Genomic DNA, 25,240 nt, shown 5'->3' on the forward strand with positions numbered 1-25,240 from the left:
CGATCACAATTTAATGCCTGCAAGCCAAGACGGCCAGCTACCAGTGGCTGCGGCCGAACCGCAGGCTGCGCCTGGCAAGCACGATGCCGACATCGAACGCCTGTTTGGCGCCGGCGGCCCGCTGGGCCCGGCCGTGGGCAGCTACAAGCCGCGCCGCTCGCAAACCGAGATGGCCAAGGCGATCGCCCACGCCATCGACAGCCAGACCACCCTGATCGCCGAGGCAGGCACGGGCACGGGCAAGACCTTCGCCTACCTGGTGCCAGCGCTGATGTGGGGCGGCAAGACCATCGTTTCCACCGGTACCAAGAACTTGCAGGATCAACTCTTCCTGCGCGATATCCCCACCGTGCGCGCCGCGCTGCAGGCGCCCGTCTCCGTGGCGCTGCTGAAGGGGCGCTCGAACTACGTGTGCCATTACCACCTGGAACGCACCTTGCAGAATGGGCGCATGACCTCGCGCGACGACGTGGGCCACCTGCGCGAAATCTCGCGCTTCCTGAAAATGACCAGCTCGGGCGACAAGGCCGAACTGGCCAAGGTGCCGGAAAACGCCATGATATGGAACCTGGTGACGTCCACGCGCGACACCTGCATGGGCGCCGAATGCCAGTATTACCAGGATTGCTTCGTCATGAAGGCCCGCAAGGAAGCCCAGCAGGCGGACGTCGTGGTGGTCAACCACCATTTGTTCTTTGCCGACGTGGCCCTGAAAGACACGGGCGTGGCCGAATTGTTGCCTTCGGCCAATACCATCATCTTCGATGAGGCGCACCAGCTGCCCGATACGGCTACCTTGTTCTTTGGTAACACGGTTTCCACCTCGCAAATCCTGGAACTGTGCCGCGACGTGCTGGCCGAAGGCCTGGCGCATGCGCGCGGCATCGACTGGGGCAAGACCGTCACGGTGGTGGAAAAGGCCGCGCGCGATTTGCGATTGACGTTTCCGCAAGACATTGTGCGCCTGTCCCTGCCGCAAATCGCTCCATCGAGCGACTTCTTCCCCGCGCTGGAGACCCTCAAGGATGAACTGGACGGCATGGTGGCCGTGCTGGAAACCCAGGCCGAACGGGCGGAAACGCTGGAGCAGTGCCGCGTGCGCGGCGTCGAGCTGGCGCAGCAGCTGAGTAGCTGGAAGTTCGACCCGAAGGCAAAGATTGTTGCCGGCGAAGAGGCCGTGTTCTGGGTGGAAGCATTTTCCAGCTCCCTGCAGCTGCACAAGACGCCGCTGTCGATCGCGCCGATTTTCAATAACCAGCGCGAAGGCACGCCGCGCAGCTGGATTTTCACGTCTGCCACCCTGGCCGTGAAAAACGACTTCAAGCATTTCTCGGAACAGATGGGTTTGACGGGCGAACCGTCGCACACCTGGCCGTCGCCATTCGACTATGGCCAGCAAGGCTTGCTGTTCGTGCCGCAAAACCTGCCGCAACCCAATTCGCTGGGCTACACGGACGCCGTCATCGATTGTGCCTTGCCCATCATCGAGGCGGCGGGCGGGCGCACCTTCTTCCTGTGCACCACCTTGCGCGCCGTGAAACGGGCGGCCGAGCGCCTGGCCGACGAATTCAAGCAGCGGGGCTTGAACTTTCCCCTGTTCGTGCAGGGCGACCGGGGCCGCACGGAATTGCTGGACCAGTTCCGCGCCGCCGGTAACGGCGTGCTGATCGGCAGCCAGAGCTTCTGGGAAGGCGTCGACGTGCGCGGCGATGCGCTCTCCCTGGTCATCATCGACAAGCTGCCGTTCGCGCCGCCCGACGACCCCGTGCTGGCGGCGCGTATCGAAGTGATGGAAAAGCAGGGCAAGAATGGCTTCATGCACCACTCGCTGCCGGAAGCGATCATCAACCTGAAGCAGGGGGCGGGCCGTTTGATCCGTGATGAAGGCGACCGTGGCGTGCTGATGATCTGCGATCCGCGCCTCATTTCCAAGCCCTATGGCAAGCGCATCTGGCAAAGCCTGCCACCGTTCAAGCGCACGCGCGATACGGCAGAAGTGATCGAGTTCTTCCGCAACCTGCCCGCCCGGGCCGAGTAGTTTTCTGGCCGGCGCCCGCACGCTGGCCATTTCCCTGTGCAAGCTAACCATTGGCGCTTTCCGCCGCGCACGCTTGCGCGCCTGGCATGCCAGAAAGCGGCGTGATCGCGCCAGTTTCTGGCATTTTTCAATGTCCAGGACGCCGGACACATCTTTGCGCCAGCGCAAACAGGCCGTTGCCCGGCGGCTTACAGTGGCAGCATGCCTTGCGCCTTGTGGGTTTGGGGCGCGGCGAAGGCAGGGCCGCACGGCCAAGCAGGGGGTGCCATGGATATCGGCTACGGCTGTTTCTTGATTTATGCGCACGGCCAACATGCGTTCATGAACAAGTTCAAGAATGACCTCATCGAGGCGAACTGGCCGAGCATTTGAAGCCGTGCCTGCTGCGCCTTGGTGTGCCGGAAAAATTGCGCAAGCGGGGCATGGTCCAGCTGAAAAGAATATATAAATTGCAAGGTGATCTGGACGGCTTGCTGGCCTTGCAGGAAGACGCGGTGCAGGCGCTGGAGGGGGCGCTGTCGGAAGTGCGCATCGAGCAGCGCTGAGCAGGTGCGCCATGCTGGCCAGGCGGCAGAAAAAATGCTGCCGATCGGCGTGCCGTACGCGCAGTGATGGCATTGCTTCAGGTAAAATCTCGTTATGAGAATTCTTATCAGTAACGACGACGGCTACCTCGCGCCTGGCCTTGCTGCACTGGCCGAGGCGCTGGCACCCATCGCCGAGATCGTGGTGGTGGCGCCCGACAGCAATCGCTCTGGCGCCTCCAATTCGCTGTCCCTGGACCGGCCCCTTTCCGTGCACAAGGCCGCCAACGGCTTTTATTATGTCAACGGCACACCCACCGATTGCGTGCACGTGGCGCTGACGGGCATGCTGATCGAGCGTCCCGACCTGGTGGTCTCGGGCATCAACAACGGCCCCAATATGGGCGACGACACCCTGTATTCGGGCACCGTGGCCGCCGCCACGGAAGGCTATCTGTTCGGCATCCCGGCCATCGCCTTTTCCCAGTCCGAGTTTGGCTGGGCCAACCTGGATGCCGCCGCCCGCGTGGCGCGGGAAATCGTCGAGCGCCGCTTTGATGCCTTGCAAAAACCGTATCTGCTGAACGTGAATATCCCGGCGATTCCTTACGCGCAATTGCAAGGCGTGGTCGCTACGCGGCTGGGCAAGCGCCATTCGGCTGAACCGGTAATCCGCGCGCTCGATCCGCGCGGCCGCGAAATCTTCTGGATCGGCCCCGCCGGCGCCACCAAGGAAGGCGGTCCTGGCACGGACTTCCATGCCATTGCGCAAGGACAAGTCTCGATCACCCCGTTGCAGATCGACCTGACGCATACTACGCAACTCGATGCACTGGCTAAAGGCCTGGCATGACCGCTCACCATGACCGCTCACTATGACCAATAAGCCGCGCACTTTCCCCCTATCGCTCGATTCGCTGGCCGGCAAGCCTGCCAGGCTGGGCGGGGGGCAGTCGCTGGCGCAGTCCAGGATCGCCACGCCGCAGACGGCCACGCAGAATGCGGCGCAAAGCGCGGCCCGGGGCGGTGCGCAGCCGTATGGCGCGCCTGCGGCCATCGCGCCGTCGCGCGCTCAGGCCATCGCCAATGAGCGGGCGCAACCGGTGGTAGTGGCGCCGCCACGCCAAAACCCGCTGGTCTCGGACGCCGTGCGGCGCGCCATGGTGGCCCGCATTGCGAAGCAGGGCGTGAAAGACCAGGTGGTGCTCGACGCCATGCAGGCCGTGCCGCGCCACATGTTCATGGACGAGGCGCTGGCCTCGCAAGCGTATATCGATGCATCGCTCCCCATCGGCCATCACCAGACTATTTCCCAGCCCTACATCGTGGCACGCATGATTGAAGTGATGCGCAATGGCGGCAGCTTGCAGCGCGTGCTGGAAATCGGTACGGGCTGCGGCTACCAGGCAACGGTGCTGTCGCTGGTGGCCCGGGAGGTGTATTCGATCGAGCGCATCCGGCCCCTGCACGAACTGGCGAAGGCCAACCTGCGCCCGCTGCGTGTGGCAAATCTGCGCTTGCAGTACGGAGATGGTATGCTTGGCCTGCCGCAGGCGGCGCCCTTTGATGGCATCATCCTTGCTGCAGCCGGCCTGGAAGTCCCGCAAGCCCTGCTGGAACAGCTGACGCTCGGCGGGCGCCTGGTTGCGCCAGTCGGTGCGAAATTGCAACACTTACAACTCATTACCCGGGTGGGAAAAATGGAATGGACCAGCCAAACCCTGGAAGACTGCCATTTCGTGCCTTTGCGCCCGGGCACCATATGATCCCCGGATCAGTTAGCAGCAGGACCAACAATGACATGCGAATGATTAAGAAAAGTAAGCTACTACTATGCAGTATCACCCTGGCCGCCCTGTTGAGCGGTTGCGGCACGACGGGCGTCCAGGCGCCGGTCGTCGAGCGTCAGCCGTCCACCAGCAATGCAGCGGCAAACGATCCCAGGGATCGCGATCCCGCCTTTTATCGGGTCAAGCGCGGCGATACGCTGCTGCGCATTGCCTTGGAGCACGGCCAGAACTACCGCGACCTGGTGGCCTGGAATGACTTGAGCAATCCGAACGACATCAAGGTCGACCAGATGCTGCGCGTGCTGCCGCCAACGGGCGACACGGGCGGTGCGCAAACATCGGCCGTCATCATGCCGCCAGTCACGGAAGTGCGTCCTGCTGCGCCAGTCGTGCCGAAGAAGACGGGCCCGCGTGGCGAGAAGCGCGCGTATTCCGATGCCACCCTGGCCGAGCTGCGCGCCGATGGTGGTGCCGATGCCAAGCCTGCAGTGGCGCCAGCGCCGGCACCTGTCGTTGCGACTGCGGCAGCGGCAGCGGCACCCGCCGCGCAAGTGGCCGGCGACGACAAGATCAGCTGGATGTGGCCTTCCGAAGGCAAAGTCATCGGTACTTTTGATGAAGGCAAGAACAAGGGCGTCGACATCGCCGGCAAGGCGGGCCAGCAGGTGGTGGCGGCCGGGGCGGGGACAGTCATGTATGCCGGCAGTGGAATCCGTGGTTATGGTAATCTTGTCATCGTGAAGCACAGTAATAGTTTATTGTCCGCGTATGCGCATAACCGCAGCATTCTGGTGAAGGAAAAACAGACCGTCAATAAAGGCCAGGCCATCGCCGAAATGGGCGATTCCGATGCTGACCGCGTGAAGCTGCACTTTGAAATCCGCCAGCAAGGCAAGCCTGTCGATCCTACGAAATTCCTGCCTAACCGTTAGGTAAAGCAATGACACACGCGCCGCACGAACAGTTGGACGATGACCCGGAACCGCCGGAAGACGGGGCGGACGAAGTCGTGACGGACGATGCCGGCGAACTCGACGGTATTGACGCCGTCGAGGCAGGCGAAGGCGGTGAAGTGGCCAGTGTCAGCGTGCTGGTCGAAAGTGTCGATGAATTGAAGAAAGTGCTGGCGGCCGAGCTGTCGACCGATACCACGCAGCACTATTTGAACCAGATCGGCACGCGGCCCCTGCTGACGGTGGCGCAGGAAGTGCATTACGCTACCCTGGCCAAGCAGGGCAACTTCGAAGCCCGGCAAACCATGATCGAGCACAACTTGCGCCTGGTCGTGTCGATCGCCAAGCATTACATCAACCGCGGCGTGGTACTGCTCGACATGATCGAGGAGGGCAACATCGGCCTGATGCGCGCCATCGACAAGTTCGAGCCTGAACGCGGTTTCCGTTTTTCCACCTACGCCACCTGGTGGATACGCCAGAGCATCGAACGGGCCATCATGAACCAGGCGCGCACGGTGCGCCTGCCGGTGCACATGGTGCGCGAACTGAACCAGATCCTGCGCGGCAAATACCACCTCGAAGCCCAGCACCACGACGGCAAGGATGCCACTGCGGAAGATATCGCCCACCTGGTGGGGCGTCCCGTGGAAGAGGTGCAAGATATCCTGGCGCTGTCCGAGCACGCCACCTCGCTCGACGCGCCGCTCGACAACGACCCGCAATCATCCTTGATGGACATGCTGCCCGGCGCCAGCGAAGACAGTCCCGACGCGCGCGCCGAACACCATGAAATGACGGTGCTGGTGCGCGACTGGCTGACCAAGCTGCCCGACAAGCAGCGCGTGGTCATCATGCGCCGTTTCGGTCTCGATAATGATGACCCCGCCACCCTGGAAACCCTGGCCGAAGAAATGGGCGTGACGCGCGAACGCGTGCGGCAAATCCAGCAAGAGGCCTTGATCAAGCTCAAACGGGCCATGGCCGCGCGCGGCGTGGTGCGCGATTCGCTTTTGTAGCGCACCGCATAAAACGCACATGGCTGCGTTGCACATTTTCCAGGGCGCGCTGATCGGAGCGGCTGCGCCGCAGACTTCAACTAGCCCGCATCTGCTATCATACGCCCCGCTCGCGGCGCCTGAGCTCCCTCCCATTCTTTCAAGTTTCAGCGCGGCCCTGCGTCCTGGCCCACTCTTACCTATTGATCGCTATGCAAGAAAATATCATTGAAATCAAATCACTCGACATGGACGCCCGCGGCGTTGGCCATATCGAGAATGAAGACGGCTCGCCGGGCAAGGTCGTGTTTGTCGAAGGCGCGCTGCCCGGCGAGCGCGTCAGCTTTGTGTCGTTCAAGAAGAAGAAAAACTGGGAAATGGCCCGCATGACGGCGCTGCACCGGGAATCGTCGATGCGCGTGACGCCCAAGTGCAAGCACTTCGATCACTGCGGCGGCTGCTCCATGCAGCATCTGGAACCTTCGGCGCAAGTGGCGATCAAACAACGTGTGCTGGAAGATAACCTGTGGCACATCGGCAAGGTGCGTCCGCAAAGCGTGATGCGCCCCATGTATGGCCCGACGTGGGGCTACCGCTATCGTGCGCGCCTGTCGGTGCGCCACGTGAAGAAAAAAGACGTCGTGCTGGTGGGCTTTCATGAAAAGAAATCGGCGTTCGTCGCCGACATGGATAGCTGCGAAATCTTGCCACCGCACATTTCCGCTATGCTGCTGCCGCTACGCGCGCTGATCGGTTCGCTGTCCATCTTCGACCAGATGCCGCAGATCGAGCTGGCCGTCGGCGAAGACGTGACGGCGATGGTGTTGCGTATCATGGCACCGCTGACGGCAGACGACGAAACCAAGCTGAAGGCATTTGCCGACGAGTACGGCGTGCAATGGTGGTTGCAGGTGAAGGGGCCGGAAACAGCCGTGCCGTTCTACCCGCTGGACCAGCAATTGCATTACTTGCTGCCGGAATTCGGCGTCAAGATGCCATTCAAACCTGTCGATTTTACCCAGGTGAACCATCACATCAACCGTGTGCTGGTGTCGAAAGCCCTGCGCTTGCTGGAAGTGCAGCCGCAAGACCGTGTCGCCGACCTGTTCTGCGGCCTGGGCAACTTTACCTTGCCGCTGGCCACGCAGGGCAGTGAAGTGGTGGGTATCGAAGGCAGCACGGCCCTGACGGAGCGGGCGCTGGAAAACGCCCTGGCCAATGGCCTGGCGGAGAAAACCTCGTTCTCGACGCGCAACCTGTTTGAAGTGACCACCGACGATTTGATCGCGCTGGGCAAGTTCGACCGCATCCTGGTCGACCCGCCGCGCGATGGCGCCATGGCCCTGTGCCAGGCACTGGCCGGCCTGTCGCAAGTGCGTCCGGACATGCTGCCAAAGCGCATCGTCTACGTTTCGTGCAGCCCGTCGACCCTGGCGCGCGACGCCGGCATTCTGGTGCGGGAAGCGGGCTATGTGCTGAGCAAGGCGGGCGTGGTCAACATGTTCCCGCATACTTCGCATGTGGAATCCATGGCCGTGTTTGACCTGGCTTAAAGTCATGATGCGGCCGGTGGCCAGGCAGGCGCCCGCCCTTGTCTTGTGCAGCGGGACAGCAAGCCACTGCAATACCACCAAGCTGTTATATAAAATTGGTCCGTATTTTTTTGACCAAGCGCTTTTCTTCCTCTTCCCCCTGCAGTCTTTCCGCCCCGTACTTCGCGCAGTGGGGCAAGTATGGCAGCGATAAATGGCTGCGATGTATGGCCGCGATGACGAAGTGGCGAGCGTGCATACCCGCGGCGTGGCCGGCAAGCTAGTCGCCGATGGCCGATGGCTGATGGCTGACGTGCAGGTGCGCGAATGCGTGCTGGCACCCGGTGAGATCCTGTTCTTGCCCGTCGGTGGCTGGCATGCCGTCGAAGCGCTGGACATGTCGATGACGGTCACCTTTGCCAATTTCAAATGGATAACGATTTTTACAGCAAGTATCCGATAAATAACGACTTTTGATCGTGGTGGCGGATGGCGGGAACGTGCTGAAACAGCTGCGAACAGGCGCGTTTTTTCATGCTACAGCGTGCTTCATGTAAAGAGTACTTCTAGAAATAATTGATTCAAGTCATTTTGGTGCAAAATTATTGATATGAATAGCCATGATGTTTCATTATCCAGATGAGTATGGTGGGCGGATAATTTTATTGCTGTTGCGCCGCCCGGTAGCTGATGTTGACTTGCTGGCGCGCGCCAGCACCGACAACCATCTGGAGGCAGCAAGGCCATGAACATGCAGCACACGATACAAGCAGCAATGCAGTTGCACCCAACACCGGAACTCAATCTCGATACGCGGCTGACCCGCGAAGCGGCCGAATTGCTGGGCAGGGCCGACATACATTTGAATGGCCGCGCCGCCTGGGACATGCAGTTGCGTAAACCCGGGGTGCCCGAGCGGGCCTTCGCCAGCGGCAACCTGGGCCTGGGCGAAGCGTACATGGACGGCGACTGGGACGCGCAGCAGCTCGACGAATTCTTTTGCCATCTGCTGCGCGCCAGGGTGGCCGACGATGTACGTCCCATGCGCCTGGCCTTCCATGCCCTGTACGCGCGCCTGTTCAACCTGCAGACTGAGCGCCGCGCCTGGATGGTGGGCAAGGAACATTACGACCTGGGCAACGCCTTCTATGCGGCCATGCTCGATGCGCGCATGACCTACACCTGCGGCTACTGGAAGGATGCGGCCAACCTGGCCGAGGCGCAGGAGGCCAAGCTCGATTTGATTTGCCGCAAGCTGCGCCTGGAGCCCGGCATGCGCGTGCTCGACATCGGCTGCGGCTGGGGCAGCTTCATGCGCTATGCGGCCGAGAAATACCAGGTGCAATGCGTCGGCGTGACGATCTCGACAGAGCAGGTCGAGTATGCGCGCGGCATGCCGGGCGGTGAAAACCTGGATTTTCGCCTGCAGGATTACCGCGACACGCATGAAAAATTTGACCGCATCGTCAGCATCGGCATGTTCGAGCACGTGGGGCACAAGAACCACCGCACCTTCATGGAAGTGGCGCACCGCTGCCTGGAAGACGATGGCCTGTTTTTGCTGCACACGATCGGCAAGAACAAGCGCCATTCCACGTGCGATCCGTGGATCGACAAATACATCTTCCCGAATGGCGATTTGCCGTCGCTTGGCCAGATTGGCGACGCCATGGACGATCTGTTCGTGGCCGAAGACCTGCACAACTTCGGCGCCGACTACGACAAGACCCTGATGGCTTGGCATGCCAACTTCGAGCAGGCGTGGCCGCAGTTTTCCGCCCAGCTGGGCGAGCGCTTCCACCGCATGTGGTCATACTATTTGCTGTCTTGTGCCGGCGCCTTCCGTGCGCGCGATCTGCAGCTATGGCAATGGGTCTTGTCGAAGCAGGGCGTGCTGGGTGGCTACGAGCGGGTCAGCTGATGCGCGCGTCAGCTGATATCATGGCTTGATGGATATTAATCAAGCACGTACCTTTCTGGAAGTCGCGTCCTGCGGCAGTTTCATCATGGCGGCCGAGCGCATGCACGTGACGCAAACGGCCGTCAGCGCCCGCATCCGCACCCTGGAGCAGCAACTGGGGCGCCAGTTATTTGTGCGCAACAAGGCGGGCGCGCGCCTGACCTCGGCCGGCGAGCGCTTCATGCGCCACGCGGCCACCATGGTGCAGGTGTGGGAGCGGGCGCGCCACCAAGTGGCCTTGCCGCCTGGGCGCGACGACGCCATCAGCATCGGCTGCGAACTGAGCCTGTGGCAGCCGCTGCTGGGCGACTGGCTGATACGCATGAGCCGGGACTGTCCCGAGATCGCCCTGCGCGCGGAAGTCGACAGTCCGGCGCGCCTGCTCGACGCCGTGCACGACGGTTCGCTGGACCTGGCCGTGCTGTATAACCCGCCGCAGCGCCCGGGCATCGTCAGTGAATTGCTGGCTGAGGAAAAGCTGGTGATGGTCACTACGCGCGCCGATGGGCAACTGCATGCCGACGCGTATGTGTATGTCGACTGGGGTCCCAGCTTTGCGGCCAATCACCAGGCGGCGTACCCGGAGCTGAGCAGCCCGCCCGTGTCGATCTCGCTCGGTCCGCTGGCGCTCGTGTACCTGCTGGAGGTGGGCGGCGCCAGCTATTTCCGCATCGGCAGCGCGCAGCCCTACCTCGACGCGGGCCTGCTGCATCGCGTGCGCGACGCGCCCGAATTCTCGCATTCCGCCTACGCCGTGTATGCGGCCCAGCGCGGCAACCCCACCCTGGACCGCGCCCGCGCCTGCCTGCTTGCCGTGGCCGAGAAGGTCAGGTAAGTTCTGCAGGCGTAAAAAAGCCGACCCGAGGGTCGGCTTTTCATTCTTATATCGCTGCGATTAGTCGCGGTTACCGCCGGCGAAGCCCAGCAGGGACAACAAGCTGGTGAAGATGTTGTACACGTCCAGGTAGATGCGCAGGGTGGCCGAGATGTAGTTGGTCTCGCCGCCGTTGATGATTTGCTGCACGTCATACAGGATGTAGGCCGAGAAGATGGCGATGGCGACCATTGAGATCACGATCGACAGTGCCGACAGGCCCAGGAAGATGTTTGCCACCGATGCCAGGATCAGCACGATCACGCCGGCGAACAGCCATTTGCCCATGGCCGAGAAGTCGCGCTTCGAGACCGTGGCGATGGTTGCCATTACGGCCAGGATGGTGGCCGTGCCGCCGAATGCCGTCATGATCAGCATGCCGCCATTCGAGTAGCCGAGCGTGCGCGTTAGGATAGGCGTGAGCATCAGGCCCATGAAGAAGGTAAAGCCCAGCAGGACGGCGACGCCCAGGCCCGAGTTCTTGGTTTTTTCAATCGCGTACATGAAGCCGAACGCGACCGCCATGAAGATGATGAAGCCCATGCCGCCGGTCAGCATCGGCAAATGCATTTGCACGCCGATGAAGGCGCCCAGCACGGTCGGTATCATGGACAGTGCCAGCAGCCAGTAAGTGTTGCGCAAGACCTGGTGGCGCACTTGCTGCATGCCCCCCGACAGGTCAAAGGTGCGTTGCATGTTCTGATTCATATTGCCTCCGTGTTGTCAATTCAAATTACTACTTTGCCCAAGGATAGCATGGACCCCGGATTTTGCAAAAAAAGCAGCTTAAGATTTCATTAAACGCAGGCAGGGCGGGAAGATGCCCCCTGCCTGTCTGGGTGATATGGGGTGGAGTATGGTAAAATCGAAGGTTGATTGAGTTATCAATTTATCGTTTTAAACCTTTCTTTTTATTGGAGTTTTCACACATGGCAATCGAACGCACCCTGTCGATCATCAAACCAGACGCAGTTGCAAAAAACGTAATTGGTCAAATCTACACCCGTTTTGAAAACGCTGGCTTGAAAATCGTTGCTGCGCGCATGACCCAACTGTCGCGCGAACAAGCTGAAGGCTTCTACGCAGCGCACAAAGAGCGCGGCTTCTTCAAGGACCTGGTCGACTTCATGGTTTCCGGTCCAGTCATGATCCAAGCCCTGGAAGGCGAAAACGCCGTCCTGGCCCACCGTGACCTGATGGGCGCGACCGATCCGAAGAAAGCAGAAAAAGGCACGATCCGCGCCGATTTCGCCGATTCGATCGACGCTAACGCCGTACACGGTTCCGACGCTGTCGAAGCTGGCAAAGAAGAAATCGCTTACTTCTTCCCAGAATTGAAGGCTTAATTGCCTTAGATAACGTTATTTCCTGGCGTTATCTGTGAAATAACTTATCACCCCCTGTTCCCGCTGCGCTGTGGTGGCTTCTTGCTCCTGATGCGCGCGGGGACGGATTTTTAGAATAGGCATGATCATGAATACGACGACCCTCACCAACTTGCTGGACTTCGATCCCGCGCAACTCATCGCCTACTGCGCCGAGTTGGGGGAGAAACCGTTTCGTGCGAAACAATTGCAACGCTGGATACACCAGTTCGGCGCCTCCGATTTCGACGCCATGACGGACCTGGCCAAGTCGCTGCGCGACAAGCTGGCCACGCGCGCCGAAGTGCGCGCCCCCGCCGTCATCAGCGACCACACGTCGACGGATGGCACGCGCAAGTGGCTGGTTGATGTCGGCAATGGCAATGCCGTGGAAACCGTGTTCATTCCGGAAGAAAACCGCGGCACCCTGTGCATCTCGACCCAGGCTGGCTGCGCCGTGAACTGCCGTTTCTGCTCGACGGGAAAGCAAGGCTTCAACCGCAACTTGTCCGTGGGCGAGATCATCGGCCAGCTGTGGATGGCAGAATTTGAATTGCGCCGCACCAAGGGCATCGAGCCGGGCCCGAAAGGCGAGCGCCAGATCACCAACGTGGTGATGATGGGCATGGGCGAACCCCTGCTGAACTTCGAGCCGACCGTCACGGCCCTGAAATTGATGCTCGACGACAATGCCTACGGCCTGTCGCGCCGCCGCGTGACCCTGTCGACCTCGGGCGTGGTGCCGATGATGGACAAGCTGTCGCAGGAAGTGCCGGTGGCCCTGGCCGTCTCGCTGCACGCTTCGAACGATGCCTTGCGTGACGGTTTGATTCCACTGAACAAGAAATACCCGCTGAAGGAATTGATGGCGGCCTGCAAGCGCTACCTGGAGTTCGCGCCGCGCGATTTCATTACCTTCGAATACTGCATGCTCGATGGCGTCAACGACAGCGACGAGCACGCGCGCGAATTGCTGGCGCTGGTGCAAGACCGCGAGTTTGGCGTGAACTGCAAGTTCAACCTGATTCCTTTCAACCCTTTCCCCGAGTCGGGCCTGTTCCGCTCGAAAAACCCGCGCATCAAGGCGTTTGCCCAAGTCCTCATGGATGGCGGCATCATCACCACCGTGCGCAAGACGCGCGGCGATGATATCGATGCTGCCTGTGGCCAGCTGGCCGGCGAAGTCAAGGATCGCACGCGGGTGCAGGAACGCATGGAAAAGATGACTGAGTATCAACAAAAATTTGGTGCCAATTTTGGCAAGATCGTGGAGATCCGCTCCTGATGGGAGATAGCATGGCTTACCCTCGCTCGCTCGCTGTGGCCGCTGTTAGCCTGGCTGTGCTGCTGGTCGGCTGTGCATCCTCTTCATCCGATGCTCCTGTTCGGGCCGCTGGCCAGGACAGGCAGGCGAGTACCCAGGAGCGCGCCGCGTTGCGCTTGCAGCTGGCCAGCGCGTATTATGCGCAAGGCCAGCTCGACGTGGCCCTGGCGGAGGCGGCGCAAGCCGTGCAGCTGGCGCCGAACGATGCGCAGGCGTACGGCATGCGCGCCCTGATCCTCGCGGCCCAGCGTCAAACTTTGCCTGCTGAGAAAGATTTCCTTTACGCTTTGCGCCTTGCGCCCCACAATCCTGAGTTGAGCAATAATTACGGCCTGTTTTTGTGCCAGACGGGACGCGCCGCGCAAGCGCTGGCGTATTTCGATGCGGCGCTGGCGGACGCGGCCTATGTGTCGCCGGAAAAGGCGCTCAATAATGGGGGCGCTTGCAGCCTGGCCCTGAATGATTACCCGCGTGCCGGCGCGTATTTGTTGCGCGCGGTACGCATCGCGCCGGATGTGGCAGTGACGAACGCCGGCCTGGTGCGCGTGTTTTACCAGCAGCAAGACTACCGGCAAGCGGCTCATTATCTTGAGCAGCTCGGTAAAATAGCGACAATGGAGAGCCAGACGGCCGATGTGCTGTGGCTAGCGATCAAGGTGCAGCATAAGCTCGGGGATGCGGGTGCGGAAGCTGGCCTGGGGGCGCATTTGCGCAACCACCATTCCGGCTCGTCCGAATATGCTGCTTATCAAAGTGGGGCGTTTGATGAGTGAGACAGGGATACCAATGAATTCAGAGCGGGCAGAAACGCCTCAGCAGCAGCCCCAGGGCAATCTTGCGTTGGCAGGCGCACAGTTGAAGGCACAGCGCGAAGCGCTGGGCTGGCCAGTGGAACAGGTGGCCGACCAGCTCAAGCTGGCGCCGCGCCAGGTGATCGCGCTGGAAGAGGGCGACATGGCGGCCTTGCCGAACCTGGCCGTGGTGCGTGGTTTCGTGCGCGCCTACGCCAAGGTGGTGCGTCTCGATGCGGCGCCCCTGGTGGCCATGATCGAAGTCCATCCGGCACCGGCGCAAGACCCGGCCGCGCCCGTACGGCGGGAAATTTCCGCCACGTTTTCCGAATCGCGCTTTCCGTCGATGACGCAGCGCTCGTCGAACCAGGCGCCGATCTGGGTCGCCGGCGCCGTGGCGGTCGTCGTGGCGGCCGCTTTTGGCGCATACAAGTTTGGTTATGTACCGGCTAGCCTGCTGTCCTCGCACGCCGAGAAAGAAGCCGTGCATGCGGACGTGGGGCCGGTAGAAACGACCCTGATCAAGCCGGGGCAAGACCTGACGCCCGTGCAAACGCCGTCCGTGCCGCTCATTTCCGTACCGCCGCCGCCCGGCAATGATACGCAGACGGGCGCGCCGGCTTCCGGTATCGCTTCTGCGCCAGCCGCTGCCGTGGTGCCGCCAGCCGCTACGCCGGCCGCCGTGGGCGCGAACGCGCTGGTATTGAAGGTGGAGCAGGATTCCTGGGTCGAGATTCGCCGTACCGGCGCCTCGCCGCTGATTTCGCGCATGGTCAAGGCGGGTAGCACGGAAACGTTTGATATCACCGGTCCGGCCACGCTGGTGGTGGGCAAGCCTGCTGCCGTGCAGGCAACGTTGCGCGGCACCCGGCTGGATTTGCCGACCGCAGGCGGCGGCACGATTTCGCGCATCAGTATCAAATAAGCATCAAATAAATGAAGTAGTTAAGTAATAGTTTAAGCAAGTAAACTCAGAAGATAATATTATGGCGACCTCGAAAACAGCGATTGGCTCCGGCCCTTCCGATCGGCGCGACAGCCGCAAGGTGCTGATCGCGCACGGCCAGCGCCAGATCTGGGTGGGCGGCGACGCCCCCGTGGTGGTGCAGTCGATGACGAATACGGATACGGCCGATGCCATCGGTACGGCAATCCAGATCAAGGAGCTGGCGCGTGCCGGTTCGGAGCTGGTGCGCCTGACGGTGGATCGTCCGGAAGCGGCCGCGGCCGTGCCCTACATCCGCGAGCAGCTCGACAAGATGGACATCGACGTGCCGCTGGTGGGCGACTTCCATTACAACGGCCATACCCTGCTCAACGATTATCCCGATTGTGCGCGCGCGCTGTCGAAGTACCGCATCAATCCGGGCAACGTGGGCAAGGGTGCCAAGCGCGACACGCAATTTGCGCAGATGATCGAAGCAGCGTGCAAGTATGACAAGCCGGTGCGCATCGGCGTGAACTGGGGCAGCCTCGATCAAGCCTTGCTGGCGCGCATCATGGATGAAAACGCTGGCCGCGCCGAGCCATGGCCGGCGCAATCCGTCATGTACGAAGCACTGGTGACGTCGGCGATTGAAAACGCCGTGCGCGCCGAAGAGCTGGGCCTGGGCCGCGACAAGATCATCCTGTCGTGCAAGGTTTCTGGTGTGCAAGATCTGATCGCCGTCTACCGCGAACTGGCCAAGCGCTGCGACTATCCGCTGCACTTGGGCTTGACGGAAGCGGGCATGGGCAGCAAGGGCATCGTCGCCTCGACGGCGGCCCTGTCGGTGCTGCTGCAAGAGGGCATCGGCGACACCATCCGCATTTCGCTGACGCCGGAGCCGGGCGGCGACCGCACGCGCGAAGTGATCGTCGGCCAGGAAATCTTGCAAACCATGGGTTTGCGCAAGTTCGCACCGATGGTGATCGCCTGCCCAGGCTGTGGCCGCACGACCTCGACCACGTTCCAGGAGCTGGCCGAGAATATCCAGACGTATCTGCGCGAGCAGATGCCGGAATGGAAGAAGTCATATCCAGGCGTGGAGGGGATGAACGTGGCCGTCATGGGCTGCATCGTCAACGGACCTGGCGAATCGAAACATGCGAATATCGGCATCAGCTTGCCCGGCACGGGCGAATCGCCGGCCGCGCCGGTGTTCGTCGATGGCGAAAAAGTCGTCACCCTGCGCGGCGAGCGCATCGTCGAGCAATTCCAGGACATCGTCTTGAATTATGTAAAGAGTCACTACGGCGTAGCTGGGGTTTCGAGCGACATGTCGCTCGCCAGCGTAGCGGTATAGGCTTGCAAGCCTAGACTCCTGAGCGGTATAGGTTTGCAAGCCTAGACTCCTGAATACGCCCAAAATTGAACAGCAATCGTAGCTAATAAAAGTAGATACCATGTCAGAAAATAAAAAAGCAGATAAGATTACCGCAGTCAAAGGCATGAATGACGTGCTGCCGGCCGACGCCCCGCTGTGGGAATTGTTTGAAAATACGGCGCAATCCGTGCTGCAAAGCTATGGCTTCCAGCAGATCCGCACGCCGATCGTGGAAGAAACCAAGCTGTTCGCGCGCGCCATCGGCGCCGTGACCGATATCGTGGAAAAGGAAATGTATTCGTTCACCGATTCGATGAACGGCGACAACCTGACCCTGCGCCCGGAAGGCACGGCTGGCGTGGTGCGCGCCGTGGTCGAGCATAACCTGGTGTACGAAGGCCCGAAACGCCTGTGGTACAAGGGCCAGATGTTCCGCCACGAGCGCCCGCAAAAAGGCCGCTACCGCCAGTTTTACCAGTTCGGCGCAGAAGCCATCGGTTTTACGGGGCCCGATATCGACGCCGAAATGATCATGCTGTCGCGCCGCCTGTGGGATGACCTGGGCCTGGAAGGCATCCGCCTGGAATTGAACTCGATCGGCGACGCGGCCGAGCGCCTGCGCCACCGCGCCGACCTGATCACCTACCTGGAAAGCCACAGCGAGCTGCTCGACGAAGAAGCCAAGCGCCGCCTGCACAGCAATCCGCTGCGCATTCTGGACACCAAGAACCCTGCCATGCAGGACCTGGTCAATGGCGCGCCGAAGCTGCTGGAGTACCTGGGCGAAGAATCGCTGGCGCACTTCCACGGCGTGCAAAAGATTCTGAATCACAACAATATTCCATTCACCATCAATCCACGCCTGGTGCGCGGCCTCGACTACTACAACCGCACCGTGTTCGAGTGGGTGACGGACAAGCTGGGCGCGCAAGGCACGGTCTGCGCCGGTGGCCGCTATGACGGCATGGTGGAAATGTTCGGCGGCAAGTCGACGCCCGCCGTCGGTTTTGCCATGGGCATCGAGCGCCTGGTCTTGCTGATGAAGGACGCGGCCGAACCGGAAGCGCCAGCCCAGTGCGACGTCTACCTGGTGCATCAGGGCGAGGAAGCGGGCTTGCAGGCGTTCGTGCTGGCAGAGCGGATTCGCGATGCCGGCCTGGACGTTGTGCTACATTGCGCAGCGAGCAATGGCGGCGGCAGCTTCAAGACGCAAATGAAAAAGGCCGATGCCAGCGGCGCGGCGTTTGCCGTGATCCTGGGCGACGATGAAATCGCCAACAAGGTGGCCACGGTGAAGGCCATGCGCGAAGCTGATGCAGGGTCGCAGCAAAACACGGTGCCGTTCGACGATGTCGTCGATTACCTGGTCGACCAGATCATCGGCGGCCACGATTGCGGCCACGACCACGGTCCTGATGGTCACGTGCATCACCACCATTGATTTGAAGCAACACAGTTCTACCCTCGATCAACTACTCATTAAAACTGACGACCATGGCATACGATCACGAAGAACAAGAACAACTGGCAACTCTCAAGGCCTGGTGGCAGCGCAATGGCAATCTGGCCTCATGGGTCCTGATCGTGGCGCTGGCCGGCTATAGCGGCTGGGCTGGCTGGCAGTACTACCAGCGCACCCAGGCGGCGCAAGCGGGCCAGTTGTATGACGAGCTGCAAAACGCCATCGCCGCCAAGGACACGGCCAAGGTGATGCGTGCGGCCGGCGACATGCAGTCGCGCTTCAGCGGCACGGCGTATGCGCAGATGAGCGCCCTGGCTGCGGCCAAGGTGGCGTTCGATGCGAATGACCTGAAAACGGCCAAGACCCAGCTGCAATGGGTCGCCGAGCACGGCACGGAAGAATACAAGGCCATCGCCAAGCTGCGCCTGGCCGGTGTCTTGCTGGATGAAAAAGCCTACGATGAAGCGCTGAAAGTGCTGGCGACGGCCAGCGTGCCGCAATTTGCCGGCGCCGTGGCCGACCGCAAGGGCGACATCCTGGTGGCACAAAACAAGCTGGCCGATGCCCGCACCGCCTACCTGGCAGCGCTGGCCGCAACGGACAAGAATAATCCAGGCCGTCAGTTGATCCAGGTCAAACTGGAAGCGATTGGCGGTACGGTGCCGGAAGACAAGGCCAACGCTGACAAGGCTGCCGCCTGATAGGAACCGGTTCTGCTGCGCGGCCTGCGTGCCGCCTGCCTGACCCTTACAAGTACAAGAAAAAGGTTGGATAACACTTATGCGTGTCACTGAAAAGCTGGTAGCTGCAAGCCTGTTGGTCCTGATGGCCGGTTGCTCGTCCTGGAACCCGTTCTCCTCGAAAGACCCGAAAACCGAGCCGGCCAAGCTGGTCGAGTTAACCTCGAGCATTGCCGTGCGCGATGCCTGGAAATACTCGATCGGCAAGGCGGGCGTGTATGCATTCACGCCAGCGCTGGCGGGCAGCAGCCTGTACGTGGTCAATGCCGATGGCGCGCTGGCGCGCCTGGATGCGGCCAGTGGCCGTGAAACCTGGCGTATCAAGGCTGGCAGCGATATCACCTCGAGTGCCGGCAGCGATGGCACGGTCGTGGCCGTGGGCGCCGCCAAGGGTACCGTGCTGGCGTTTGACGCCGACGGCAAGTCCTTGTGGACGGCGCAGGCATCGAGCGAAGTATTGACGCCGCCAGTCGTTGGGCAGGGCGTGGTGGTGGTGCGCAGCGTGGACAACCGCATCGTCGGCCTCGACGCCAAGACGGGCGAGCGCAAGTGGGTGGTGCAGCGCGCCACGCCGGCGTTGACCTTGCGCAATGCCCCCGGCATGGTGCTGGGCGGCGCGAATGTCTACGTGGCCCAGCCTGGCGGCAAGCTGCTGGCACTGACGGCGGCCACCGGTGTGGTACGCTGGGAGATTGTTGTCAGCGAACCGCGCGGCGCCACCGAACTGGAACGCGTCTCCGACATCGCCGGCACGCCGGTGGTGTTTGAAGGCGAAGTATGCACCGTCACGTACCAGGGCAAGGCAGGCTGTTTCGATGCCGCCACGGGTGCGCCGCGCTGGACCAAGCCGATGTCGTCCGATGTGGGCGTGGCGGTCGACCAGCGTTTCGTGTTTGCCGCCGATGACAAGGGCGCCGTAGTGGCGTTCAGCCGCGATGGCGGCCAGAGCGCCTGGAAGAATGATGCGCTGGCGCGCCGCCGCCTGTCGACGCCAGCGTCGTATGGCCGCAGCGTCGCCGTCGGTGACTATCAAGGTTACATCCACTTCCTGTCACGGGAAGATGGTGCATTAATAGGTCGGGTCAGCACCGACGGTAGTCCGATTGTTTCGGCTCCCGTTGTCGCCGGTTCGAATTTGATTTTTCAAACCCAATCAGGGACAGTGACCGCTCTCGCGGTCGAGTAATACAATGAAGCCGGTAATTGCACTAGTTGGTCGACCCAATGTTGGGAAATCGACCTTATTCAATCGTCTGACCCGCTCGCGCGATGCGCTGGTGGCGGATTTGCCTGGGTTGACGCGCGATCGTCACTATGGCGAAGGCCGTGTCGGCGAACGTCCCTTCCTGGTCATCGATACGGGTGGTTTCGAGCCCGTCGCCAAGGAAGGCATCATGCACCAGATGGCACTGCAGACCAAGCAGGCTGTGGCCGAGGCCGACGTGGTGGTCTTCATCGTGGACGGCCGTCAAGGCCTGACCCCGCATGACAAGACCATCGTTGACTTCCTGCGCAAGAGCGGACGTCCGGTCTTGTTGGTGGTCAACAAAAGCGAAGGCATGCGCTATACGGCCGTCGTGTCCGAATTCTATGAATTGGGCATGGGCGATCCGTATGCGGTCTCGTCGGCGCACGGCGACGGCGTCAATGACCTCGTCGAAGTGATGCTGGACGTGGCGTTTGCGCAGCGTCCGGATGAGCCTGAAGAGCTGGAAAAGACCGATCGCGGCATCAAGATCGCTCTGGTCGGCCGTCCGAACGTGGGCAAGTCGACCCTCATCAACACCCTGCTGGGCGAAGAGCGCGTGATCGCCTTCGACATGCCGGGCACGACGCGCGATTCGATCGAGATTCCGTTCGAGCGCGATGGCCAGCAATATACGCTGATCGACACGGCCGGTATCCGCCGCCGTGGCAAGGTGTTTGAAGCGATCGAGAAATTCTCGGTGGTGAAAACCCTGCAGTCGATTTCCGAAGCCAACGTGGTGGTGCTGATGCTCGACGCGCAGCAGGATATTTCCGAGCAGGACGCGCATATCGCCGGCTTCATCCTGGAATCGGGCCGCGCACTGGTGGTGGCCGTGAACAAATGGGATGGTCTGCAATCGCACGAACGCGACGAGATCAAGATCGATATCGACCGCAAGCTCGATTTCCTGTCATTCGCGCAGATGCATTTCATTTCGGCGCTGAAGGGCACCAACATCGCTCCACTGATGAAGTCGCTCAACGCCGCGTATGCGGCCGCCATGTGCGACCTGTCGACGCCGAAGCTGACGCGCGCCCTGATCGAGGCCGTGGAGAAGCAGGAGCCGCGCCGCAAGGGCTCGATCCGTCCGAAGCTGCGTTATGCCCACCAGGGCGGCATGAACCCGCCTGTGATCGTTATTCACGGCAATGCACTCGATGCCGTCGGCGATCCGTACAAGCGCTATCTGGAAAAGCATTTCCGCGATACCTTTGCGCTGGTCGGCACGCCATTGCGCATCGAACTGCGCACGGGTAAAAACCCATTTGCACGCACGCCAAGCAAGTAAAAAATGCAATGAGTTAAGCGTCAATTAAGGCGCCGCATCGATAATGCGGCGCCGACAGTAAATAAATAGGGCCATTTGCACGGAAATAATAAAGTGTTAATGCGCCATGCGCGACAGCGATCGCGAAAACAGGTTACAGTAGCTGTGATGCATCTTTCTCTCTTTGAAAGGTGTGAGAGCACTTGAAATCAAGCGAGTCGCCTCCAATTCTTACACAACAACATAAACAAACGGAGCTGTTATGAGCAACAAAGGGCAACTGTTACAAGACCCATTCCTCAATGCATTACGCAAAGAGCATGTTCCTGTCTCGATCTACCTGGTCAACGGCATTAAACTGCAGGGCCATATCGAATCGTTCGATCAATATGTCGTATTGCTGCGCAATACGGTCACGCAGATGGTGTACAAGCATGCCATCTCGACAGTGGTGCCAGCCCGTGCCGTCAATCTCAATATTGAACCTGAAGCGGAGTAAAGCGTTGAGCTTGACGGCCCAGCGCCTTTCACCCGCCATCGCCCCCGTCCGCGCCAGCGGCGCTGATGCGTTTGCATCGGTGTCGGCGTCCGAGTCCGAGTCCGCCTCAACTTGTCTGTTCCCATCATGCGCGCGGCACTAGTCGGGGTTGACTTCGGTCACAGCGACTTCGCCGCCAGCATGGAGGAGCTGACGCTGTTGTCGCGCTCAGCCGGTGTGGACCCGATTTCCACCATCACGGCCAAGCGTTCCAGTCCGGATTCGGCTTATTTTGTCGGCAGCGGCAAGGCCGATGAAATTGGTGACGTCGTCGTCAATGATGGCCTGGAAATTGTCATCTTCAATCACGCCTTGTCTCCTGCCCAGCAGCGCAATCTGGAAAAGCGCCTGAATGTGCGGGTGCTCGACCGTACCAGCCTGATCCTCGATATCTTCGCGCAGCGCGCCAAGAGCCACGAGGGCAAGCTGCAAGTCGAGCTGGCCCAGTTGCAGCATCTGGCCACGCGCCTGATCCGCGGCTGGACTCACCTGGAACGGCAAAAAGGCGGTATCGGCTTGCGCGGTCCCGGCGAGACGCAGCTCGAGACTGACCGCCGGCTGATCGGCGACCGTGTCAAGGCCCTGCGTGCGCGCCTGGAAAAGCTGCACAAGCAACGCGAAACGCAGCGCCGTGCGCGCGGCCGCAATCACACATTTTCGGTGTCCCTGGTCGGCTATACCAATGCCGGCAAGTCGACCCTGTTCAATGCCCTGACCAAGGCTGGCGTATATGTTGCCGACCAGTTGTTCGCCACCCTTGACACTACCTCGCGCCGGGTTTACCTGGGCCAGGAAGTGGGCAATGTGGTTATTTCAGATACGGTCGGTTTCGTGCGCGAATTGCCGCACCAACTGGTGGCCGCTTTTCGCGCCACGCTTGAAGAAACCATCCATGCAGATTTGCTGCTGCACGTCGTCGACGCCGCGTCGCCGGTGCGCATGGAGCAGATCGAGCAGGTCAACCTGGTCTTGAAAGAGATCGGCGCCGATCATATTCCGCAAATTCTCGTGTGGAACAAGATCGATGCGGCCGGGCTGGAGCCTTCGGTGGAACGCGACGAATATGCTACGATCAGTCGCGTGTTCGTCAGTGCGCAGAAGGGCAGCGGTCTCGATTTGCTGCGCGATGCCATTGTCGAGATGGCCAAGAAGGCGCCGGCTTCGGCCCACCGCTATCAGAACGATCAGAACGGCGAAACTCAACTGCAGGAAGATCAGTTTGACGGTCAGTGCGACCAGCACGACCAGCACGATGGCGCCGCCCCGGACCAGGCCGAAGAGCCTGGCGAGGACGATAGGTTTTCCACCCACTCCAAAGTCGGAACACGATAGTTATGCTTGTCTCCCTACTCAAAAAAACAGGCTTGAAGTTGTCCCTGAACGATCCCCGCTGGGGCAATCGCAAGGACGACGGCAAGAAAGCCCAAGAAGGCAAAAAGCCCGGCGAAGGTCCGCCGGACCTCGACCAGTTGTGGCGCGATTTCAATCAGCGCCTGAATGCCTTTTTCGGACAGAAGAACCGTCCCGATAATGGCGGCAATGGCGGCAACAATAATGGTGGCCCGCGTCCTGACATGAAGGGCGCCGGTATCACCGCTGGCGTCGTCGGCGTGATCGCGGTGCTGATCTGGCTCGCCAGCGGCGCCTTCATCGTGCAAGAGGGTCAGAGCGGTGTCGTGCTGACGTTCGGTAAATACACGCGTACCACGCCGGCCGGTTTCAACTGGCGCTGGCCGTACCCGTTCCAGGCCGACGAAACCGTCAATGTGTCGCAGGTGCGTACCGTGGAAGTGGGCTATCGCCAGTCGCTGCGCAACAAGCAGGCCAGCGAGTCGCTGATGCTGACGGACGATGAAAACATCATCGACATCCAGTTCGCGGTGCAGTACACCTTGAAAGATCCGGGCGAGTGGCTGTTCAACGTGCGCGACCAGGAAGACACCTTGCGCCAGGTCGCCGAAACGGCGATCCGCGAAGTGGTCGGACGCAGCAAGATGGACTTTGTGCTGTATGAAGGACGCGAGAAAGTCGCTTACGAAACGCAGCAACTGATGCAGCAGATCCTCGACCGCTACAAGGTTGGCGTCTTGATCAACAATGTGACGATGCAGGCCGTGCAGCCGCCGGAGCAGGTGCAAGCTGCCTTCGACGACGCCGTCAAGGCTGGCCAGGACCGCGAGCGCCAGAAGAATGAAGGCCAGGCGTATGCCAACGACGTCATTCCGAAAGCGCGCGGTGCCGCATTCCGTCTGATGCAGGAAGCCGAAGCCTATCGTTCCATGGTGACCGAGAACGCCGAAGGTAACGCGTCGCGCTTCAAGCAGGTGCTGGTCGAGTACCAGAAGGCGCCGGCCGTCACGCGTGACCGCATGTATCTGGAAACGATGCAGCAGGTGTTCAGCAGTGCCAGCAAGGTCATGGTCGATGCGAAGACGGGCAGCAACCTGCTGTATCTGCCACTCGACAAGTTGATCGCCCAGACGGCAGCGTCGGACGCCACGGCTGCGGCAGCGCGCGCAGCAGCGGCCGCACCTGCAGCCAATACCGTAATGCCACAGGAAGCCATGCAGACAGTAGAAGTCAATTCGCGTCGCGATAGCCGCCCTTCGCGTGAACGGGAGAGCCGCTAATGAACCGTATCGTCGCCGCCCTGATCGCGGGCTTTATCGCGATCATGCTCTTGTCCTCGACCGTGTTCGTGGTCGATCAGCGTAAATACGCGATCGTCTTCGCCTTGGGCGAGGTCAAGGAAGTGATCAGTACGCCGGGCTTGTATTTCAAGCTGCCGCCGCCATTCCAGAATGTGATGTACCTGGATAAGCGTGTGCTGACCATCGACACGCCGGAGCCTGAGCGCTTCATCACGGCCGAGAAGAAAAACATCCTCGTCGACAATTTCGTCAAATGGCGCATCGCCGATCCGAAGCTGTATTTCCGCAGTTTCGGTGGCGATGAAAGCCGGGCCCGCAATCGCATGTCGCAAATCGTCAAAGCCGCCCTGAACGATGAAATCACCAAACGCACCGTGCGCGAAGTGATCTCCGGCCAGCGCGGCAAGGTGATGGAAGCGATCCTGGCCAAGGTCGCGCTTGAGGCGAAAGCCATCGGTGTGGGCATCGTCGATGTGCGCCTGAAACGCGTCGACTATGTCGAGCAGATCAACAACTCGGTGTACGACCGCATGAAGTCCGAGCGTGTGCGTGTCGCCAATGAACTGCGTTCGACCGGTTCGGCCGATTCTGAGAAAATCCGCGCCGACGCCGACAAGCAGCGCACGGTGATCCTGGCTGAAGCATACCGCGAAGCCGAGAAGATCCGCGGCGAAGGCGATGCCAAGGCGTCGCAGGTCTACGCGGAAGCGTTTGGCAAGAATCCGGAGTTCTACAAGTTCTACCGTAGCCTGGAAGCCTACCGCGCTACCTTCAAGGACAAGGGTGACGTGATGGTGGTCGATCCGAGCTCGGAATTCTTCAAGTACTTCAAGGGCGGCGGCGCAGCCGGTTCGGCCAAGAAGTAAGGCAGCATCGTGC

25 protein-coding genes are annotated in these 25,240 nt (G+C 60.8%); 24 read left to right on the forward strand and 1 reads right to left on the reverse strand.

From position 1 onward, the window contains the following. The first annotated feature begins 13 nt into the window (after window positions 1–13). The 11 genes from yoaA (at window position 14) to ACQ4W6_RS21715 (ending at window position 10,630) form a co-directional block, all read left to right on the forward strand. Window positions 14–2,038 (forward strand): DNA repair helicase YoaA, encoded by a 2,025-nt coding sequence (yoaA, locus tag ACQ4W6_RS21665; protein ID WP_436569238.1) that lies wholly within the window; start codon window positions 14–16, stop codon window positions 2,036–2,038. 368 nt (window positions 2,039–2,406) lie between these two features. Next, the gene (locus ACQ4W6_RS21670) at window positions 2,407–2,583 is read left to right on the forward strand and encodes a hypothetical protein (RefSeq protein ID WP_436569239.1); all 177 of its coding nucleotides are present in this window, start codon (window positions 2,407–2,409) and stop codon (window positions 2,581–2,583) included. A 94-nt stretch (window positions 2,584–2,677) separates the two neighbouring features. After that, window positions 2,678–3,415 (forward strand): 5'/3'-nucleotidase SurE, encoded by a 738-nt coding sequence (gene surE / locus ACQ4W6_RS21675; RefSeq protein WP_436569240.1) that lies wholly within the window; start codon window positions 2,678–2,680, stop codon window positions 3,413–3,415. Between the two features lie 22 nt (window positions 3,416–3,437). Continuing rightward, on the forward strand, window positions 3,438–4,328 hold the full coding sequence (locus ACQ4W6_RS21680; RefSeq protein WP_436569241.1) for a protein-L-isoaspartate(D-aspartate) O-methyltransferase: 891 nt from the start codon (window positions 3,438–3,440) through the stop codon (window positions 4,326–4,328). Window positions 4,329–4,369: 41 nt separating this feature from the next. Beyond that, window positions 4,370–5,284: a peptidoglycan DD-metalloendopeptidase family protein gene (locus ACQ4W6_RS21685; RefSeq protein ID WP_436569242.1), complete on the forward strand. Its 915-nt coding sequence runs from the start codon at window positions 4,370–4,372 to the stop codon at window positions 5,282–5,284. A gap of 8 nt (window positions 5,285–5,292) precedes the next feature. Beyond that, window positions 5,293–6,324: an RNA polymerase sigma factor RpoS gene (gene rpoS, locus ACQ4W6_RS21690; protein ID WP_436569243.1), complete on the forward strand. Its 1,032-nt coding sequence runs from the start codon at window positions 5,293–5,295 to the stop codon at window positions 6,322–6,324. A 191-nt stretch (window positions 6,325–6,515) separates the two neighbouring features. After that, window positions 6,516–7,856, forward strand: coding sequence for a 23S rRNA (uracil(1939)-C(5))-methyltransferase RlmD (gene rlmD, locus ACQ4W6_RS21695; protein WP_436569244.1), 1,341 nt, complete (start codon window positions 6,516–6,518; stop codon window positions 7,854–7,856). 193 nt (window positions 7,857–8,049) lie between these two features. Further along, the gene (locus ACQ4W6_RS21700; RefSeq protein WP_436569245.1) at window positions 8,050–8,298 is read left to right on the forward strand and encodes a JmjC domain-containing protein; all 249 of its coding nucleotides are present in this window, start codon (window positions 8,050–8,052) and stop codon (window positions 8,296–8,298) included. A 157-nt stretch (window positions 8,299–8,455) separates the two neighbouring features. Continuing rightward, window positions 8,456–8,584 (forward strand): hypothetical protein, encoded by a 129-nt coding sequence (locus ACQ4W6_RS21705; protein WP_436569246.1) that lies wholly within the window; start codon window positions 8,456–8,458, stop codon window positions 8,582–8,584. Between the two features lie 2 nt (window positions 8,585–8,586). After that, entirely contained in the window at window positions 8,587–9,756 is a 1,170-nt protein-coding gene (cfa, locus tag ACQ4W6_RS21710; RefSeq protein WP_436569309.1) for a cyclopropane fatty acyl phospholipid synthase, read from the forward strand. 28 nt (window positions 9,757–9,784) lie between these two features. Beyond that, window positions 9,785–10,630, forward strand: a complete 846-nt coding sequence (locus ACQ4W6_RS21715) for a LysR family transcriptional regulator (protein ID WP_436569247.1) — start codon at window positions 9,785–9,787, stop codon at window positions 10,628–10,630. A 60-nt stretch (window positions 10,631–10,690) separates the two neighbouring features. Here the strand turns inward: ACQ4W6_RS21715 and ACQ4W6_RS21720 are convergent, their stop codons facing one another. After that, on the reverse strand, window positions 10,691–11,377 hold the full coding sequence (locus ACQ4W6_RS21720) for a Bax inhibitor-1/YccA family protein (protein ID WP_436569248.1): 687 nt from the start codon (window positions 11,375–11,377) through the stop codon (window positions 10,691–10,693). A 221-nt stretch (window positions 11,378–11,598) separates the two neighbouring features. Between ACQ4W6_RS21720 and ndk the strand changes: the two genes are divergently transcribed. The 13 genes from ndk (at window position 11,599) to hflC (ending at window position 25,227) form a co-directional block, all read left to right on the forward strand. Continuing rightward, window positions 11,599–12,015: a nucleoside-diphosphate kinase gene (gene ndk, locus ACQ4W6_RS21725; protein ID WP_436569249.1), complete on the forward strand. Its 417-nt coding sequence runs from the start codon at window positions 11,599–11,601 to the stop codon at window positions 12,013–12,015. A 127-nt stretch (window positions 12,016–12,142) separates the two neighbouring features. Further along, window positions 12,143–13,318, forward strand: coding sequence for a dual-specificity RNA methyltransferase RlmN (gene rlmN, locus ACQ4W6_RS21730; RefSeq protein WP_436569250.1), 1,176 nt, complete (start codon window positions 12,143–12,145; stop codon window positions 13,316–13,318). An 11-nt stretch (window positions 13,319–13,329) separates the two neighbouring features. After that, the gene (gene pilW, locus ACQ4W6_RS21735; RefSeq protein ID WP_436569251.1) at window positions 13,330–14,130 is read left to right on the forward strand and encodes a type IV pilus biogenesis/stability protein PilW; all 801 of its coding nucleotides are present in this window, start codon (window positions 13,330–13,332) and stop codon (window positions 14,128–14,130) included. Between the two features lie 82 nt (window positions 14,131–14,212). After that, window positions 14,213–15,073, forward strand: a complete 861-nt coding sequence (locus ACQ4W6_RS21740; protein WP_436569252.1) for a helix-turn-helix domain-containing protein — start codon at window positions 14,213–14,215, stop codon at window positions 15,071–15,073. Window positions 15,074–15,134: 61 nt separating this feature from the next. Further along, window positions 15,135–16,433, forward strand: a complete 1,299-nt coding sequence (gene ispG / locus ACQ4W6_RS21745) for a flavodoxin-dependent (E)-4-hydroxy-3-methylbut-2-enyl-diphosphate synthase (protein ID WP_436569253.1) — start codon at window positions 15,135–15,137, stop codon at window positions 16,431–16,433. A gap of 100 nt (window positions 16,434–16,533) precedes the next feature. Next, the gene (gene hisS, locus ACQ4W6_RS21750) at window positions 16,534–17,895 is read left to right on the forward strand and encodes a histidine--tRNA ligase (protein WP_436569254.1); all 1,362 of its coding nucleotides are present in this window, start codon (window positions 16,534–16,536) and stop codon (window positions 17,893–17,895) included. 53 nt (window positions 17,896–17,948) lie between these two features. Beyond that, on the forward strand, window positions 17,949–18,617 hold the full coding sequence (locus tag ACQ4W6_RS21755) for a YfgM family protein (protein WP_436569255.1): 669 nt from the start codon (window positions 17,949–17,951) through the stop codon (window positions 18,615–18,617). A gap of 79 nt (window positions 18,618–18,696) precedes the next feature. After that, the gene (bamB, locus tag ACQ4W6_RS21760; RefSeq protein WP_436569256.1) at window positions 18,697–19,842 is read left to right on the forward strand and encodes an outer membrane protein assembly factor BamB; all 1,146 of its coding nucleotides are present in this window, start codon (window positions 18,697–18,699) and stop codon (window positions 19,840–19,842) included. Window positions 19,843–19,846: 4 nt separating this feature from the next. Beyond that, a complete protein-coding gene (gene der / locus ACQ4W6_RS21765; protein ID WP_436569257.1) occupies window positions 19,847–21,193 on the forward strand; it encodes a ribosome biogenesis GTPase Der in 1,347 nt (448 codons plus the stop codon). A 241-nt stretch (window positions 21,194–21,434) separates the two neighbouring features. Beyond that, window positions 21,435–21,671: an RNA chaperone Hfq gene (gene hfq, locus ACQ4W6_RS21770; protein ID WP_010399872.1), complete on the forward strand. Its 237-nt coding sequence runs from the start codon at window positions 21,435–21,437 to the stop codon at window positions 21,669–21,671. Window positions 21,672–21,797: 126 nt separating this feature from the next. Next, window positions 21,798–23,042 carry a GTPase HflX gene (gene hflX / locus ACQ4W6_RS21775; protein ID WP_436569258.1) on the forward strand — a complete coding sequence of 415 codons (1,245 nt, stop codon included), beginning with the start codon at window positions 21,798–21,800 and terminating at the stop codon, window positions 23,040–23,042. Window positions 23,043–23,044: 2 nt separating this feature from the next. Then, the gene (gene hflK / locus ACQ4W6_RS21780; RefSeq protein ID WP_436569259.1) at window positions 23,045–24,340 is read left to right on the forward strand and encodes an FtsH protease activity modulator HflK; all 1,296 of its coding nucleotides are present in this window, start codon (window positions 23,045–23,047) and stop codon (window positions 24,338–24,340) included. Continuing rightward, complete coding sequence (gene hflC / locus ACQ4W6_RS21785) at window positions 24,340–25,227, forward strand: protease modulator HflC (RefSeq protein ID WP_436569260.1); 888 nt, start codon at window positions 24,340–24,342, stop codon at window positions 25,225–25,227. Before hflK ends, hflC begins: the two co-directional genes overlap by 1 nt. Window positions 25,228–25,240 lie beyond the last annotated feature (13 nt).

The sequence above is a fragment of the Janthinobacterium woesei genome, assembly GCF_051380875.1.
In the GTDB taxonomy this organism is placed as follows: Bacteria; Pseudomonadota; Gammaproteobacteria; order Burkholderiales; family Burkholderiaceae_D; genus Janthinobacterium.